At 62.0% G+C, this 16,916-nt stretch carries 15 protein-coding genes and 2 tRNA genes; 3 read left to right on the top strand and 14 right to left on the bottom strand.

The genetic code is table 11. The features are described 5' to 3' along the window. Nucleotides 1-270 (top strand): transposase (locus D7D26_RS10330; RefSeq protein WP_147413033.1); only part of this gene is annotated, 270 nt, incomplete at its 5' end. A 138-nt stretch (nucleotides 271-408) separates the two neighbouring features. Here the strand turns inward: D7D26_RS10330 and D7D26_RS10335 are convergent. The 3 genes from D7D26_RS10335 to D7D26_RS10345 all read right to left on the bottom strand — a co-directional run bounded on the left by D7D26_RS10335 (nucleotide 409) and on the right by D7D26_RS10345 (nucleotide 3,090). Then, the gene (locus D7D26_RS10335) at nucleotides 409-852 is read right to left on the bottom strand and encodes a DUF340 domain-containing protein (protein ID WP_078017136.1); all 444 of its coding nucleotides are present in this window, start codon (nucleotides 850-852) and stop codon (nucleotides 409-411) included. Nucleotides 853-876: 24 nt separating this feature from the next. Next, the gene (locus tag D7D26_RS10340) at nucleotides 877-1,692 is read right to left on the bottom strand and encodes a DUF3100 domain-containing protein (protein WP_009165591.1); all 816 of its coding nucleotides are present in this window, start codon (nucleotides 1,690-1,692) and stop codon (nucleotides 877-879) included. A gap of 84 nt (nucleotides 1,693-1,776) precedes the next feature. After that, nucleotides 1,777-3,090, bottom strand: a complete 1,314-nt coding sequence (locus tag D7D26_RS10345) for an amidohydrolase (protein ID WP_120372984.1) — start codon at nucleotides 3,088-3,090, stop codon at nucleotides 1,777-1,779. 323 nt (nucleotides 3,091-3,413) lie between these two features. Between D7D26_RS10345 and D7D26_RS10350 the strand changes: the two genes are divergently transcribed. Together D7D26_RS10350 and D7D26_RS10355 are read left to right on the top strand one after the other, a co-directional pair. After that, nucleotides 3,414-3,490: transfer RNA gene (locus D7D26_RS10350), tRNA-Arg, on the top strand. 16 nt (nucleotides 3,491-3,506) lie between these two features. Further along, nucleotides 3,507-3,580: transfer RNA gene (locus tag D7D26_RS10355), tRNA-Gln, on the top strand. Between the two features lie 163 nt (nucleotides 3,581-3,743). On the opposite strand, the gene D7D26_RS10360 is transcribed toward D7D26_RS10355, so the two are convergent. The 11 genes from D7D26_RS10360 to D7D26_RS10410 form a co-directional block, all read right to left on the bottom strand. After that, nucleotides 3,744-6,083: an endonuclease MutS2 gene (locus tag D7D26_RS10360; protein ID WP_120372985.1), complete on the bottom strand. Its 2,340-nt coding sequence runs from the start codon at nucleotides 6,081-6,083 to the stop codon at nucleotides 3,744-3,746. Between the two features lie 13 nt (nucleotides 6,084-6,096). Beyond that, complete coding sequence (locus tag D7D26_RS10365) at nucleotides 6,097-6,600, bottom strand: CvpA family protein (protein ID WP_078016999.1); 504 nt, start codon at nucleotides 6,598-6,600, stop codon at nucleotides 6,097-6,099. Next, on the bottom strand, nucleotides 6,597-6,884 hold the full coding sequence (locus D7D26_RS10370) for a hypothetical protein (RefSeq protein WP_078016998.1): 288 nt from the start codon (nucleotides 6,882-6,884) through the stop codon (nucleotides 6,597-6,599). Before D7D26_RS10370 ends, D7D26_RS10365 begins: the two co-directional genes overlap by 4 nt. 4 nt (nucleotides 6,885-6,888) lie before the next feature. Further along, complete coding sequence (locus D7D26_RS10375) at nucleotides 6,889-7,182, bottom strand: hypothetical protein (protein ID WP_078016997.1); 294 nt, start codon at nucleotides 7,180-7,182, stop codon at nucleotides 6,889-6,891. A gap of 49 nt (nucleotides 7,183-7,231) precedes the next feature. After that, nucleotides 7,232-9,613: a phenylalanine--tRNA ligase subunit beta gene (gene pheT / locus D7D26_RS10380; RefSeq protein WP_078016996.1), complete on the bottom strand. Its 2,382-nt coding sequence runs from the start codon at nucleotides 9,611-9,613 to the stop codon at nucleotides 7,232-7,234. Continuing rightward, nucleotides 9,613-10,656, bottom strand: a complete 1,044-nt coding sequence (pheS, locus tag D7D26_RS10385) for a phenylalanine--tRNA ligase subunit alpha (protein WP_078016995.1) — start codon at nucleotides 10,654-10,656, stop codon at nucleotides 9,613-9,615. The genes pheT and pheS overlap by 1 nt, the downstream gene beginning before the upstream one ends. Nucleotides 10,657-10,795: 139 nt before the next feature. Beyond that, on the bottom strand, nucleotides 10,796-11,152 hold the full coding sequence (gene rplT / locus D7D26_RS10390; RefSeq protein ID WP_009163740.1) for a 50S ribosomal protein L20: 357 nt from the start codon (nucleotides 11,150-11,152) through the stop codon (nucleotides 10,796-10,798). A gap of 26 nt (nucleotides 11,153-11,178) precedes the next feature. Next, nucleotides 11,179-11,379 (bottom strand): 50S ribosomal protein L35, encoded by a 201-nt coding sequence (gene rpmI, locus D7D26_RS10395; protein ID WP_078016994.1) that lies wholly within the window; start codon nucleotides 11,377-11,379, stop codon nucleotides 11,179-11,181. 27 nt (nucleotides 11,380-11,406) lie between these two features. Continuing rightward, nucleotides 11,407-11,943: a translation initiation factor IF-3 gene (gene infC / locus D7D26_RS10400; protein ID WP_120372986.1), complete on the bottom strand. Its 537-nt coding sequence runs from the start codon at nucleotides 11,941-11,943 to the stop codon at nucleotides 11,407-11,409. 236 nt (nucleotides 11,944-12,179) lie between these two features. Next, the gene (locus D7D26_RS10405) at nucleotides 12,180-14,657 is read right to left on the bottom strand and encodes a helix-turn-helix transcriptional regulator (protein WP_120372987.1); all 2,478 of its coding nucleotides are present in this window, start codon (nucleotides 14,655-14,657) and stop codon (nucleotides 12,180-12,182) included. Nucleotides 14,658-15,035: 378 nt separating this feature from the next. After that, a complete protein-coding gene (locus D7D26_RS10410) occupies nucleotides 15,036-16,589 on the bottom strand; it encodes a YadA C-terminal domain-containing protein (protein ID WP_158606345.1) in 1,554 nt (517 codons plus the stop codon). Between the last annotated feature and the right edge of the window lie 327 nt (nucleotides 16,590-16,916).

Genomic DNA, 16,916 nt, shown 5'->3' on the forward strand with positions numbered 1-16,916 from the left:
GGGAGCAACGTCATCGGCGATAAGGCTTACGGTTCGCAAGCCATCAGAGAGTACATTACTTCTCGGGAGGGAAGTTACACTATCCCGCCGAAGAGCGATAATCCCGAACCGTGGTTTATAGATGAGCATGTTTACAAGGAACGACACTTGGTTGAATGTTTCTTTCAGAAAATCAAATGGTTCCGTAGAATTTTCACCCGCTATGACAAACTTGACGCTTCGTTTTTCGCTTTTGTTCTTGTTGCTGCCAGTGTTATTTTATTGAAATAATACAAGCTGAAATGTTTTTTTTAACAAGCCCTAGTATCACACGATCGTTTCCCAAGACTTCTTTCAGGGCCGTTTCATACAAAAAGCCGCCCCGTTGCCATGTACGGCAACGGGGCGGCTTCGTCTGCTCCGCTTCTTTTACTTCATGAAGCGAAGGACTGTTTCGGCGATGATCGCGGAACCGAGAAACGTCCCCACGAAGACCATCAGCCCGACGAGGATGATCCTCAATCCCTGTTTTTTCAGAAGGTCGATGTCCTTGCCGAGCGCCAGTCCGGCATAGGCCAGGATGGGCGTGCAAAGGCCGACAAAGCCGATCTTGCCGGCGGCCTTGCTGATGAACGCCGCGCCGGGCAGCAGATCGGGGATCGTCACGATGCAACCCAGCGTGGTGATGTAAGCGACCGCGGGCAGACCTTTCCAGGGGATCAGCTTATGGATGATCACGCCGGCCGCGACGATGCCGAGCAGCACCGCCATGCCCAGCAGCGTGTCGGCAAGCGCGACGCCCTGCATCATATTGACGACGACGCTCAGGAACGTATCGATGAGCATGAAAAGGACGAGCTGTACATTAGTCATGGTCGTATACTCCCTTCTTCTGGGCTACTTCTGCGCGCCGGGTTTGCTCGGAGCGTCCTTCACGCCGCACAGGCGGACGAGGAACTCCGTCATGGGCAGACCGATGAAGACCGACATGTACAGGCCGTCCAGACCGGAGAGCATGTTGCTGGAAGCAGCCAGAGCCGTAAGCTCTTCTTTCAGATCGGGGAACATCGCCACAAGCGGCGCCAGAGACGTCGTCATCATGCTGGCGCTGCCGGTGCCGCAGGCCATCGCCAGAGCCTGGGGACTGAACCAGGAGATCGTCGAAGCGATGATGGAGCTCATGAAGCTGCAGAACAGAGCGCCGAAGACGGTGCCGGTGATGTACACGCCCATGACGCCCAAGCCTTCGGGAGAGTCGATCCCGTACTTTTCACCGACCAGGGCGACGCTCGACTCGCGCGCGTTGGAGAAGGCGGCGCCGACGGCTTCGCGGCGCAGCCCCAGCAGCACGGCGAAGGGAACGCCCAGCAGGGCGGTGCCGAGGTTGCCGAATTCCTGCAGCAGGAGCGCGGGAGCCGAATGGACGACCTTCCAGAAGCTGGGGCCGACCAGCGTGCCGTAACGGGCCATGAGCAGGAAAAACGTCACGCCGACCAGCGACGAGACCTGCATCATGTCGTCCATCGAGAGGAGCTTCATCTTTGGCAGGCTGATGACCGCGCCCAGAATGAACGAGTAGAACATGGGCACCAGAACCAGCTTGGCCGGGCCGACGTCGAACGTCTTGCCGCCGATAAGCTCGGCGACGACCGACAAGGCGAGCGCCAAGGCGTGGATCTTCCAGTTCCTCAATGCTTTGCCGACAGTTTCCATACAAAAAAGCCTCCTTCTGAAATAGAGAATGTGAAGAGATAAAGCCGAAATTCGACCGAAGGGCACACGCCCCTCGGACACAACCTAATATTCGGAAAAGCGGGCGTCCATCGCCGCGAGATACTGCTCCTTCGTGTAAATGGGCTTGAAGCCGCCGATGATCTCGCGCGCCTTGGCCGCGTCGTCGGCCAGCAGCTCGACGACCGTCGCCAGCAGGGCCTTGGCCGAGTCCATCACCGCGGCGTGGAAGTCCGTCACCTTGAACTGCGCGGAATGGAGCGCGCCGACGGAACCGCCCGCCGACGGATGAATGCCGGGCATCAGGTGGCAGATATCGCCCATGTCCGTCGAAGCGGCAAAGTAAGAGCCCGTCAGCACCTTGTCGCGTCCGACCAGAGCCGCGGCGTTTTCGACGAAAAGACAGTTCAGCGGATCGCAAACCGCCAGCGGCATGTCGCCGGGGATGCTGGTGAAGTGGAACGTGCAGCCCAGCGCCTCGGCGCCACTCCTGAAGGCCCGCTCCACCTTGGCGAACACCGAATCGATCACGGCCGCGTCGGCGGCGCGCACGTAGCCTTCGAGGCGCACGTCGTCCGGCACGCTGTTGACCGAATCGCCGCCCTTGGTGATGATGAAGTGGACGCGCACGTGATCGTTGTCGCGGAACGTCTCGCGCAGCGCGTTGACGGCGTTGATGCCGGCGACGGCCGCATACAGCGCGTTGATGCCCTGGTCGGGAGCGGCGGCGGCGTGAGCCTGTTTGCCCTCGTAGCGCACCATGAACACGCGGAAGCCGTTGCCGTGATAAGGGACTGAGAACGCCGGCCCTGAGGAGAACTCGCCCGCATGGATCATCATCGCCATGTCCACGTCGTCAAACTCGCCCAGGCGCACGAATTCGGGCTTGCCGCACAGATAAGTGATTTTGCCCTCGTCGCGCATCTTCTTGCGGCGGTCGATCTCGATGAACTCCTCCGCGGGAACGGCCATCAGCGCCACGGAACCGTCGAGCTCCTTCATGACGCCGCTCCTGACCAACGCCGCCGCCGCGGTCAGCACGATTGAAGTCTGAAGATTGTGCCCGCAGCTGTGGGAAGCGCCGTCGACGGGATTGGCCTGCGGATGGTTGCGGCAGACGATGCCGTCCAGCTCGCCGATCAGCGCGATCTTCGGCCCTTCATTCTCGCCGATGTCGGCGCGAAGCCCGGTCAACGCGATGCCTTTCTTCAGTTTCAATCCCAGCGCCTCAAGATTTTCGGCGAGTTTGCCGCTGGTGCGCTTTTCGAAAAATCCCAGCTCGGCGTTGGCCGCGATGTCCTCCGCATAGGCGCGGACCGTCGGCTCCGCCGCGTCGACCGCCGCAAAAATCTTTTCCTTCAACGACTCTCTGTCAACCAATCAGAACGCCTCCCTCAAAACATAGAACGCCCATCGGCGCGAAAAAACAAAAGGCCGCGACTTTTTACAGAGGCCGCCTTCACACCGCAGGACACAAAATAACTTCACTTGCAACGCCTTTCTTCAGAGGCAAATCGAATATAATCTAACGCATTCGTTTTGTCAACTACAAAATTATCAGAAATATAAAAACGAAATTTGCATTATTATGCAGGAAACAGTATTTTCATCCCGACGCCTCGGCGTCCGCCGCGCGCATCGTTTTTTCCCGCGCCGCCGCTCCTTGACGGATAATGCAAATCGGTGTATTCTACCTACGACGCGCGCTCGTAGCTCAATCGGACAGAGTGTTGCCCTCCGGAGGCAAAGGTTGTGGGTTCAAGTCCCGCCGAGCGCGCCATTTTTTTCGAAGAAATTACCCCGTGGTGCAACGGCAGCACAAGGGATTTTGGTTCCCTTGATCCTGGTTCGAATCCAGGCGGGGTAGCCAACAATACCGACCGTATGACGGATTCCGCCAAAGCGTGGACGGCGTCCGTCTTGTCTTTTCGACAAAAACGAGAGCCCAGTCTTCTTTGCAGGACAGGGCTCTCGTTTTTTGTTTGTCGTCCGCGCGGCGGATCGAGGGAAAGAACGCCGGCGGCGAAGAAGGTTCAGCGGAACTTCACGATGGTCACGCCCCAGCCGCCTTCGGAGTGGTCGCCGAGGCGGTACTCGGAGACGTAGGGCAAACGGGCGCAGAGCTGATGCACGAGCTTGCGCAGGATGCCTTCGCCGCGGCCGTGGATGACGGCGACTTCGCCGTACCCGGCACGCATGGCCTGATCGAGATAGCGCTCCACCATCGGGATCGCTTCGTCGGCCAGCATGCCGCGCACCATGATGGAACTGGGCACGCCTTCGGGACGGCGCACGATGGCGATCTCGTCCGCGCTCTGCCGCGCTGGGGGCGCGGATGTCGGCGTCAACTTCGCCAGCGGCACAGTGATGCGCATGGCGCCGGCCTGCACTTCGGCGTTCTTGCCGTCGATGGCCACGATCTCGCCCTTGACGCTGCTGTCGTTCAGCTTCACGGGCGAGCCGACCGCCAGCCGGGGCGCAGGGGGCGTGCGCCGCTCTTCGATGGCATTCTGGCGCACGGCCGAGGTATCGCGGGTCTTGTCGATCTGCGACTTCTGCCGGGCCATCTCGCGGTGTCCGGCCGAGCGCGCCGCGCCCTGCAGCGATTTGAGCAGCGAACGGGCTTTCGCCTCGGCGTCGTCGAGGACTTTCTGCGATTCGCGCTCCGCCTTCAGGATCATTTCGTCCCGTTTCCGTTCGGTCTCGGAACGGCTCTGCTGAAGTTTTTTCCTTTCGGCGTCGAGCCGCTGTTTTTCCTGCGCCAGTTCGCGCGAGAGCTTCTCGACGGCCAGGCGTTTTTCCTGCAGCTGGCCGATCAGGCGCTCGACGTTCAGCTCGTCGGAATTCAGACACTCTTCGGCCCGCTTGACGATGCCGGGCGGCATGCCGTAGCGTTGGGCGATCGCCAGGGCGTTGCTCTGGCCGGGGATGCCGACGAGCAGATGATACGTGGGGCTGAGGGTCTTCATGTCGAAATCGACGCAGGCCGCTTCCACGCCGGGGGTGGTGGTCGCGAAGCGTTTGATCGGATTGTGGTGCGTCGTCGCCAGCACGAGGGTCCTGCGGCGCAAGAACTCCTCCAGCACGGCGATGCCCAAGGCCGCGCCTTCCTGCGGATCGGTGCCGGCTCCCAGTTCGTCGAGCAGCGCCAGCGAATCGGCGTCGGCGTTTTCGAGCATCGAAACGATGCGTTTCAGATGGGAACTGAAGGTCGAAAGGCTCTGTTCGATGCTCTGCTCGTCGCCGATATCGGCGTAAATCGCGGAGATGCTGCCGACGCTGGAACCGTCGCCGGCCGGCACGGGCAGGCCGCACCAGGCCAGATACACGGCCAGAGCGCACGTTTTCAGCGCTACAGTCTTGCCGCCGGTGTTGGGGCCGGTGACAACGAGCGCCCGGAAATCCCGGCCGCAGGAGACGTCGATGGGGACGGCGCGCTCGCCCAGCAGCGGGTGGCGCACGTCGTAAAAGCAGAACTCGGAACGTTTGACCAGCTCGGGCATGCGCCAGCGTTTGAAATGGATCAGGTCGTCCATGTAATAGAACAGGTCGAGCTGCGCCAGCGCCGTTTCCGCTTCGTTCACGGCGTTCCGGCGGTCGAGGAGCATCTTCGTCAGCTCGCCGAAGATGCGGCGCTCTTCCTGGCGCTGCTGCTCCAGCAGCGCCGCGATGCGGTTGTTGGAGACGACCAGAGCGTGCGGTTCCATGTAGACCGAATTGCCCGACGCCGACTTGTCGGTGACGATGCCGGGGAAGCGGTTGATGAAAGCCTGCTTCACCAACACGGCGAAGCGGCCGCTGCGCATCGAAAGCACGCGCTCCTGGAGCATGCCGCTGGAAGGACCGTTCAGAAAGCCGTTGCCCACGGCGCGCGCTTCGCGCCGTTTCTGGTCCAGTTCGGCGCGGATCTCGCGCAGTTTGGGCGAGGCGCCGTCGGCCAGCGAGCCGTCGCTGTTCAAGACCGAAAGCCGTTCGAGCTCGTCCGAAAATTCGCGGATGCGGTCACAAAACCAGACCAGCGCCGGGAACTTCTCTTTCGCCGCCTGCGCGCATTCCTTGACGGCCATGGCCAGCGTCAGCAGAACGCGGACCTTTAGCAGTTCCTCCCCCAGCAGCAGCCCCGTATGGCGCGCCTCGTCCAGCGCTGCGGAGACGACCTGCACCGCCTCGTTCCACGGGAAGTTCCCGCCGCTTTCCGTAAAGCTCAAATAAGCCGCCAGCAGATTCTGGCGGCTTATCAGACTTTTCATGTCAGCGGCAGGCTCTATCCGGACGAGAGCCGCGCGTCCCAGTTCGCTCCTCGCGCCCGCGGCAAGGAGCTCGAGGACGTCGTCGATCTCGAGCGACTGCCGCGCCTCTTCGTTGATTTTCACCTCGGATCACCAACTATACGATCTGTTTCGGGAAAAAAGCGTCGAGAGAGTTTTTGATGTCGGGAAGGACCGCGTTGACGAGCAGCACCGTGCGGCTGTTTCGCAGTTCCACGCCGGGCAGAAAGCGCTCGGCATGCTGCAGCGTCACGACGACGAGGATCACGATCGCCGCGCCCTTGACGCCGCCGACCAGAAAACCGCACAGACGATCCAGCGCCGACAGCGACGCCATCGACAGCAGCGCACGGAAGAGCTTGCCGACCAGCGCGCAGACGATGCAAACGGCAAAGAAAACAAGCGCGATCGCGATCATCCGGCTCACCGAAGCGTTGAGCGAGCCGAAAAAATTCCTGAGCGCGGCGTCCACCGGATCGGCGTATTTGAAGCCGAAATAAACGCCGCCGATGATGCCGGCCAGGGAAAAGATCTCGCCGGAAAAACCGCGGAAAATCCCCTTGACGGCGAAAAAGACCACGATCAGCAGCATGCAAAGGTCGAATCCGTCCACAAGGGTCATTCCGCGCCTTCTTTCCGCTCGCTCTTCTCCGGCGCGTTGTCGCCGACAGAATAATATTTGCTCAGGAGCAGATCGAGTTTCCCCTCGATCTGCTTCAGTTTGTACGCCATGTACATCCAGCCGAGAACCAGCCGCCGTTCCTGATCGACTTTGGGGTCGAGGGACGCAAACAGTTTCCGGCTGAATTCGACGATTTCGTCAAACTGCTCGGGCTTAAGAGCCGTACGAAGGAGGTAGGTCTTGGTGCCGAGAGTGACTCTTGCCTCCCGGGTGTTATCCTCCATGTTCTTACCGCCTTTCGAAGCCGGCGTCGGGCAGGATGTTTTTCAAGCTCTTGGCGATATCGTCAAGCTTGCTCTCGAGAGCTTCCTTCTCCTTCTGAAGGTTCATCTTCTCCCGTTCGAGCTCCTCGATGGCGCGGTCCTTCTCCTTGAGCGCGCGGATCTTGTCGAGCTCCTTTTCATCCAGCTGCTTCTTCACCTTCGCCAGCTCGTCCTGCAAAGAAGCGTTGGACGCGGCGAACTCGCCGATACGGCCGGAAACGCGCTCCAGAAGCTGATCGAGTTCGGATAAATTGGTCATCGTTTCTTCCTCCTTAGTTTTCTGTATTTCCGCAAGGACCTGTTTCTTATTATCTCAGCTTATAGCCCTTTTGTTCAAGCCCCGAACGAACGCCGTTGTGTTCCTCTTCCACTTCGGCGTCTTTCAGCGTGCGCTCGCCCAGACGGTACGCCATCGAGAAAGCCATGCTGCGGAATCCTTCCGGCACGCCCTGGCCTTCGTAGACGTCGAAAAGGCGCACGGTGCTCAGCAGCGAGCCGGCCGCTTCGCGGATGTCGGCGATCACCTTGTCGGCGGGCACATCCTTGGCAACGAGCATGGAAATGTCGCGGTAGACCGGCGGATAGGCGTTGTTCTTGGCGTAACGCGGCAGCGGCGCGTCCATGAAAGGCTCCACGTCCAGTTCAAAAGCGTACAGCGGCGTGTCAAGATCGAGCTGAGCGGCGATGTCGGGCTTCAGGCACATCAGATAGCCGACGGTCTTGCCGTCGAACAGGATCTCGGCCGTCTGGCCGGCGTGCCCGTCGGCGCGCTGCGCCCGGCGGAACGTCAGCGCGGCGTTGCAGCTTTGGGCCAGCGCTTCCACGTCGCCCTTGACCAGCATGAAATCCTCTTTCGAGGAGGCGTAGAGTGCGCGTTTTTCCTTGCCGCTGAAGGCGACGCCGCCGATGCGCTCCACCTCTTTGACAGCGCCGTTTCCCGGCACGAAGACGCGGCCGAACTCGAAGACGCGGACAGGATCGCGCCAGCCGCCGCGCACCGCTTTGCCGACGCCGTCCAGCAGCCCGGGAAGCAGCGAAGGGCGCATCACCGACATGTCGGCGCTGATCGGGTTGGCCACGACCTTGCATTGGCCGGCCTCGGGATAACGAAGCAGCGTCAGGCTCTCGGGGCTGATAAAGCTCAGCGTCACCGCTTCGGTATAGCCGCGGCCGATCGCCACGGAACGGAGCAGGCGCTGCAGCCGCATGGCCGGACTGAGCGCTCCGGCGCGGTGCAGAACGGGGATCGTCGGCTCGATCGCGTCGTAACCGCGGATGCGTCCGACTTCCTCGATCAGGTCCTCTTCGATGGCGATATCGCAGCGGCGCGTCGGCACTTCGTATTCGGCGTTGTCCCGACCGCCGGCCGCTCTTTCGATGCCGAGGCGCTTCAGGATCGCCTCGGCCCCGTTCATGTCGTCCCAGACGAGGATCTTCTTCATCTTTCCCGCCGTCAGAGGCACGCGGGCCGGCCGGATCTCGCCGTTCTGGGCGTAAAGGCTGCGCGAGAAGGCGCGCACGCCGCCCCACCGCTCCATCAGATGCAGCGCGTAGTTCATGGCGGTCTCCGTCAGCAGCGGATCGACGCCGCGGGAATAGCGGAACGAAGCTTCGCTGGGGATGCCGAGGCGGCGCGACGTCTTGCTGACGAAGGGAGCCGCGAAGTTGGCGCTCTCCAGCAGAACGTGTTCCGTCTTGTCGGTGATTTCCGAGTTGAGCCCGCCCATGACGCCGGCCAGTGCCACGCCGATGCCGCTGCTGGAGATGACAAGGTCGGAGGGCAGCAACTTGTGGGTTTTGCCGTCGAGCGTGACGAGTTCCTCGCCGTCTCGGGCGGCGCGCACGCCGATGTTGCGCCCGGGCAGGCTGGCCGCGTCGAAAGCGTGCAGCGGCTGGCCGAGGGCGAGCATCGCGTAGTTGGTGGCGTCGACGATGTTGTTGATGGGGCGCATGCCCGACATGCACAGTCTCACGCCGGCCTGCAACGGCGCCGGCGCGATCCGGACCGAATCGGCCATGCCGAGGCGGTAGGCGCGGCAGCCTTCGCTTTCGAGCGTGATCCCTTCGAACGGCAGCGTCCACTCGCCGTCGTAGCCCGGCTTGGGAACGGCGGGCACGTGCAGATCGCACTGCGGGAACAGCGCGTGGATCTCCAGCGCCGCGCCGAGAACGCTGAGCAGATCGCCGCGGTTCGGCGTCACCGACATGTCGAAGACCGTGTCGTCCAGCCCCAGCCACGCGCCGGCATCGGCGCCGAGCGGCGCGTCCTGCGGCAGGATGAGGATGCCGTACACGTCGGTCAGATCGGGCACGCCCAGTTCCTTGGCCGACGCCATCATGCCGGCGCTGTTGAAACCGTCGAAATCGCGATACTCCAGCTCCATGCCGCCGGCCGTCGACGAGCCGGGCGCGAACCAGGGGATCACGTCGCCCACCTTCACGTTCGGCGCCGCGGTGACGCAGAGCGGATACTCCTTCTCCCCCACGTCCAGGCGGGTCACTTTCAGACCGGATTTGGTCGGATGCTGCGAGCACTCGACGATCTTGGCGATGCGCACGCCCTTGACGGCCGCGCAGGGACGGGCGACCGACTCGATCTCGGTCCCCGTCACCGTCAGCTTCTCGGCGATCTCTTCAAGAGGCGCGCCGAGCGTGATGAAATCTTTCAGCCAGTTGATGGAGAGCAGCATTATTCATGCCTCCCGGAAAGAAGATAGGAAACGTCGCCGTCGAACAGCGCGCGGAGATCCGTCAGTCCGTATTTGAGCATGGCGATGCGGTCGAGCCCCATGCCCCAGGCGAAGCCGTTGTATTTGTCGGGATCGATGCCGCCGTAGCGCAGCACGTTGGGATGGCACATGCCCATGCCGCCGATCTCGAGCCAGCCGGTACCCTTGCAGATCTGGCAGCGAGCGTCGGAACCGCCGCACTTGAAGCACTCGATGTCGACTTCCATCGACGGCTCGGTGAACGGAAAGTAGCTGGCGCGGTAGCGGGCTTTCAGCTTCCTGCCGAAAACGCCGTGGATCATCGCTTCCAGGCAGCCCTTAAGGTCGCCGACGGAAATGGACCTGTCGACAACCAGGCCTTCGACCTGATGGAACATCGGCGAGTGCGTAGGGTCGTTGTCGCGGCGATAGACGCGCCCCGGGCAGGCCACGCGCAGCGGCGCGCCCATGTCGAGCATGGCGTGGATCTCCATGCCGGAAGTATGCGTGCGCAGCAATCGGCCGTCGCCGAAGTAAAACGTGTCCTGCATGTCGCGGGCCGGATGGTGCGGCGGGATGTTCAGCGCTTCGAAGTTGAAGAAATCCGTCTCGATCTCCGGCCCGGTCACGGTCACGAATCCCAGCCCTTCCAGGACTTCCAGCACGTCCATCGTCACCTGCACGACGGGATGCGCGCCGCCGTAGGCCCGGCCGCGGAAGGGCTGCGTAACGTCGACGCGGTCGCGCAGTTCCATCTCGGTCAAGCGACGGCGTTCGAGCGTTTCGATCGCCTCGTCGAGCTGGCTCTGAAACTCGACTTTGGCGCCGTTGATGATCTTGCCCATTTCGGGGCGCTCCTGCGGCGACAGCTTGCCCAGCATTTTCTGCAGGCCCGTCATCGCGCCCTTCTTGCCGAAGACCGCGATCCGGCAGTCGTTCAGCGATTCGAGCGTAGCGCCGTCTTTCAGAACCGACTCGACGACCGCGCGGATTTTCTCTATTTCAAGAGCGATTTCACTGCTCATGATGTTTCCTCCTTGTCCGTTCCCGTCGAGAACTTCCCGTTCTCAGACAGGCCTCATAAAACAGAAGGGCTCCTGTCATTCTGTGACAGGAGCCCTTCGCTCTCTTCATTGAACAGGTTGAAGAGCTCTTCGTCCAACCTTACTTGGCCAACGCCTGACGAGCCTGCTCGGCGATGCCGCGGAAGGCTGCCATGTCGTTGACGGCAAGATCGGCAAGCATCTTGCGGTTCACTTCGATGCCGGCCTTCTTCAGGCCGTTCATGAAGAAACTGTACGACATGCCCTCCATGCGCGCGGCCGCGTTGATGCGGGAGATCCACAGGCGGCGGAAATCCCTCTTCTTGCGGCGGCGGTCCTTGAACATGCTGCTCAGGGCGTGCAGATAGGCTTCGCGGGCGCGGCGGTAATTGTTCTTCTTATGGCCGAAGAATCCCTTGGTGATGGAAAAAAGCTTCTTGTACTTTCTATCGCTGGAACTGGCTGCTTTAACGCGCATCGATCTTCACCTCTGAAATTTTGAACTTATTTGCCGGGCATCATCAGACGCAGCATCTCTTCCTGCCCGTTGGCAAGAAGCCCCGCCTGGCGCAGCCGGCGATGTCTCTTGGCGTTCTTGGTGCTCAGAAGGTGACGACGTCCGTTCTTCTGATACTTGATCTTGCCGTTGCCCGTGTACGAAAAGCGCTTTTTCGCGCCGGAATGAGTCTTTGCTTTCCAGACCATACTGACAACCTCCGTAAAATTCGCTTTCTATTCTTTACCGTCGCCTCTGGCGGAACCAGGAAGCGGCACAAACAACGCTCTCATGTAGCGGCCTTCCATGCGCGGCTCTTCGTCCATCTTGCCGACGGCGGCGCAGTCAGCCGCAACGCGGTTGATGACCTCACGGCCCTTGTCCAAAAACGCCATTTCTCTGCCGCGGAAGAATATGGACACTTTCACGCGGTGCCCGCTTTCGAGGAACTTGATCACGGCTTTCGTCTTGAAATCGTAATCGTGCTCGTCGATCTTGGGACGCATCTTGATCTCCTTGAGCGCCTGCACTTTCTGTTTCTTGCGGGCGTACTTGTCGCGCTTCTGCTGCTGGTAGCGGTACTTGCCAAAATCAAGGATGCGGCACACGGGCAGATTTCCGTCCGGCGCGACCTCCACGAGATCCAGCTCGCGCTCTTCCGCTGCGGCGATTCCTTCAGCCGGAGTCATGACGCCCAGTTTCCTGCCCTCGTTGTCGATCACAAGGACCTGCTCGGCGCTGATCTCTTCGTTCACTCTCGGCTCGTCGGACATTTTTTTAGCTATGTGAGTCACCTCCACAAGATTTTGCCGCGATAAAAAAATGAGGAAAGGCCCCGCCTCTCCTCATGCACATTCACATACAGTGTGACCTTACGCATGACCTTGCAGCTGCCGAAGGGCGCCACCAAGGCGAGAGGGATCCCTCTGCTTCTCTATCGCTTGTGAGAGTATAACACCCGCGGACGATTTGCGCAAGCGCCGACTTCGCGTCTTTCGGCCGACGCTCGTCAGTTTTCCCATCGCAGCAGCCAGGCGGCCAGCTCGGCGCGGGAAGCGACGCCGGTCTTGCGGAACGCCCGTGTCAGAAACGATTTGACCGTCGCCACGGAGACGTGCATCTGCCGGGCGATCTCGTCGTTCGTCAGCCCGCGGGCCACCAGCCCGGCCACTTCGCGCTCGCGCTCCGAAAGCAGCGCCGCCGCGCCCAGCAGCGCTGCGCGCGCACACTGAAGGTTCTGCGACCAGACCTTCGCCAGCGCGGAAATTCTTTTCAGCGCCGCGGCGTTCAGAAATTCCCGGGCGAGCAGGCGCTTTAGGATCGGCGACAGGGCGCCGAAGTTCTGCGCCAACGGCAGGATCACGCCGTCGGGCAACGCGATGTCCAGCGCGCCGCGCAATGCGCGCTCCGCCTCTTCCGCCGCGCCCAGCGCTTCGTGAGCGGCAGCCACGTGGAGGCCTGTGTAAATGCGCGCCATCGCGTTGGGATAGAACGCGGCCGCTTTTTCCAGTTCCGCGCCGATGCCGGCCAGCCGGGCATATTTTTTCGCATCAAGGAGCGACTTGGCGTAAACTACGTTGGCATACGGGCGGGTCATGAAGCGCACGCGCGACGCGACGTCGCCTTCCGCCAGCCACCCGGGCACCTTGCCGACGCCGCATTCCGCGCCGAGGAAACCCTCGCAGAGGCCGAGCATGTTGAGATGAACGGCGGACTTCGAAGCGCGGGCTTTTTCGCGCAGCGCGCCGACGGCGGACCGGTACTCCGCGGCGTCGCCTATGGCGAGGGCGATCTGCGCCAGCAAAAAATGCGCGCACAGTTCGACGTTGAGCTGCTGGGCTTCCCGCGCCGCATAGGCGGCGCGATGAGCCGTGATCTCCGCGACCTCGAAGTCGCCCCGATTGAACTGCAGCTCGCCGCGCATCACCACGTCGGCACCGGCGCCGTGGCCGCGGGCGGCGGCGAGATAATAAGGCAGGTTCTTCTCGAGGATCTGTACGTCGCATTCGGCGGCGGACCGGTAAAACATGTAGAGGATCGACGGCGCGCCGAACGTCCATGGCCCTTTCATGTTGATGATCGACGTGGGACCGCCCATCAGCTCGACGGCGCGCTTATAGCCGGCGGCCATTGCGGCGAAATCGTTGTGCGCCAGGAACGCCGTGAGGAAAACGATCTCGCCGGTGAGGCGGCGCTTCTCTTCGTCGCTCATGGCGCTGGCGGCAACGTTTCTCTCCACTTCGCGGGCCAGCGCTACGACGCGTTCGGTCTCGTTGTAAATGAAGAGCGCGAAGGCGAAGACGATCATGGCGCGGGGAAACTCGGCGCGGATCTCCGGCGGGCAGCGGTCCAGCACCGAGAGCAGCAGCTTCCTGTTCTCCGCCGAGGCGTTCGAGGAGAAGTCCGACGTCGCCAGCGGCAGACTCAGCGCCGCTCGGAAGTCGCCGATCAGGGCGTAGTAACGCAGGGCGAGAAAGTTGTCCCCCTGCTTTTCATGCCACTGCGCCGTCAGCCGCAGCACACGCTCGCGAAACGCGCCGGAGCACGCGTCGAACTCCTTTTTGACGTAGAGCTGGAGGATGCTGTGGACGTAATAGCGCCGCTCGACCATGTCGTGCCAGACAAAACCGTTGCGCTCCAGCATGTCGAGAATGTTCTCGTCGATCCAGTCGGTCTCGTTGAGAAAGCGCGCCGTCTCGAGATCGAAGCTGCCGAAATTGCACAGACGCAGCAGAAACAGACGGTCGGCGCCGCTCAGTTTGTTCCAGACGGTGGCGCGGATCAGAGCTCCCACGTCGTTGGCGGCCTGCAGCGTCCCCGCCTCGGAATAGGCCAGCGCCGTCAGGTACACGCCGGCCGCCCAGCCGCCGGTGAGGCGCCGGATCCCTTCGGCCTGCTCGCCCGTGAGGCGCAGGCCGAGCTGGCCGTAGTAGGCGGCGATGTCCGCCGTGTCGAAATCGAGATGCTCCCTGCGGATGTGGTTGACCTGCGCGTCGACGACGATCGCGCGGGGCACGGGATTGACGAGCTGCGTGACGAGGATCAGGTGGACGCCCTCGGGCAGCGCGCCGTAAAAAGCCCTCAGGTAACGCTCGGGGATACGGCTGCGCACAAACTGGTAATTGTCCACGACAAGGTAGACTTCGCCGTCATGGCGCATGGCCGCGAGCGCCGCTTCCATGCGCGGCAGGCATTCGTCGTCCCATGGCACGGCCAGCGCGCCCAGCTCGTTTCCGCACTGGGGATCGGCCTCGCCCACGACGCGGCAGAGCACCTCCCATTCGCCGAGGCGGTTCTCCTCGCCGATGGTGCGCCAGACGACGCGCGCCCCGTCGGACAGCGCGCTCAGATACTCGCGCACCGCCGTGGTCTTGCCGAAGCCCGAAGGCGCCTCGACCGCCGTCAGGCGGTGCGACGGGATGCGCTCCATACGGCGGCGGATCCGTTCGGAAAAATAGTAGTCCTTCTTCGACGCGGCGCAGATCATAAGAGAAACTCCTTTCCTCGTTCGAACGAAACCACGCGGGAAAACGATTCGAAAATATCGAGAGCCGCTTCCCGCTCTCCGAACGATATAAAACCTCATCTCTTTTTTTTACTTATTCTACCCCCCCTCCGCGAAAAAATCAATATTTTCCTTCATTATGCAACGATTCTGCCCGGGTGCGTCTCGCCTCCGGCCGATCGCCGCCGCGTGCCTTCCAGACATCCTGCGGCGGCGCTCGCAAAAAACGAACGAAACATGAAAAAACATGGCGGCCTCCGAATCTCCGATGGCTGCCATGTTTCGTTTCAAACTGCGCCGTTCATTTTTTTCGCACCGCCGCCGCGTCGGCCCCGGCGGCAAAGGTTCGCTTTCGCCGGCTCAGCGGCGTTCCTGTTCCAGCTTCTCGACACGGCGCAGCAGCGAAAGAAGCAGGGCGTCCTTTTTGTTCAGCTCCTGACGGAGCTGACGACGGCTGGAAACTTTTTTGGCGTCGCGCCCGAGGCGGAACGAGACGCCCAGATTCACCATGGGCTGCTTGCCGATTGTGCTGCCGAGGCTCAGCAGCACGTCTTCGCTGAAGTAATGGTTGATCCCCAGAGCCAGCGAAGTGTCCCCGCGGTAACTGCCAACGGCCGCCGCGACCGACGTCGGCGCGCCGGGGTCGTAATCGAGCGGATGCAGGCCGGCCAGCGCCGCGGAACGGCTGCCCGAGTTGCGGATGTCTTCGCTCAGGCGGCGGTTCATCTCCCACATCTGCCCGCCGTTGACCGCGTCCTGGCTCCACCGTTCGACACGCCCGTCGGCGACTTCGAGCAAACGGTTGCCGCCCATCGACGCTCCGGAACGGAACGTCGCGAACCCGTCGACGTCCAGCGTGCCGCGCAGCAGCGAATTGCCGCCCACGGTCAGATCCTTGCCCACCGACGCGCCGCCGGTCACGGTGAGCGCGCCGTCGACGTTCGTGTCGTGCAGGTTGCTGGTGCCCGCGACGCTCAGATCTCGATCCATCGTCACGTTATCATTGAACGTCGCCACGCCTTTCACCGTCAGTTTCTTCTCCATCGTCACGTCGCCCTTGAGGAGCGACGCGCCGCCGACGGTCAGGTTCTTGTCGGCGACCACGTTGCCGTGCAGGGCGCTGTCGCCGGTCACGGTGAGCGCTCCGTCGACGTTCGTGCCGTGCAGATTGGACGTGCCCGCGACGGAGAGGTCCTTTTTCATCGCCGCGTTCTCCTCGAACGTCGCCGCGCCCTTCACCGTCAGCAGGCCGTTGATCTCCGCTTCCGCGAAGGTTGCCTTGCCGGTCACGCCCAGCGTACCGCCCAGCGTCGTGGCGCCCGTCACTCCCAACGTGCCGCCCACTGTCGCATTGCCGGTCATGGTGGCGTTGCCCAGCGTCGTATCGCCGGTCACGCCCAGCGTACCGCCCAGCGTCGTGGCGCCCGTCACTCCCAACGTGCCGCCGACTGTAACATTGCCGGTCATGCTGGCGTTGCCCAGCGTCGTGTCGCCGGTCACCGTCAGAGGGCCGGCCACGTTCGTGCCGTTCAGGTTGGACGTTCCCACGACGGAGAGGTCCTTTTTCATCTCCACATTCTCTTCGAACGTTGCCGTACCCTTCACCGACGTGTTTTTCAGCGTCGTATCTCCGGTCACGTCCAACGTATTGCGCAATGTAGCGCCGCCGGTCACGTCCAGCGTACTGCGCAGCGTGGCGCCGCCAGTCACGTCCAGCGTACTGCGCAGCGTGGCGCCGCCGGTCACGTCCAGCGTACTGCGCAGTATGGCACCGCCGGTCACGTCCAATGTGCCGCCCAGCGTCGTGGCGCCGGTCGCGTTCAGGTTCACAAAGTTCCCGTCCACCGCTAACGCCGCGTTCGCCGCGATCATGACGCCCAGCAGCGCCGCCCAGCATGACGTGTTTCTTTTCATTTTCGAAATTCCTCCTCGCAAAATAAAAACGATAAAATATCCGTGACGCAAGCCCATGCGCCGACCGTGATCTCACGGTTCACTACGGAAATTTTAATATTTTTCCCCCCAAAGTCTGTCACCCAATCGGCTACTTTTCGAGGATGACAAAGCTCGGTCAGGCGTTATCCGCCGCGGCCGGCCTCGGGGAGGAGGCGTCCGTCGTCCAAACGCGGCGCGGGCAAAAAATCGAAAGGCCGATCGGGGCGCGGCCGTCGCCGCATACCAAACAGCGCTGGAAGGGGCGGCCTTCCAGCGCTGTCGTCTTTCGATATGAAGTGTGCCGCA

This window comes from Pyramidobacter sp. CG50-2 (assembly GCF_003612005.1).
Classification (GTDB): Bacteria; Synergistota; Synergistia; order Synergistales; family Dethiosulfovibrionaceae; genus Pyramidobacter.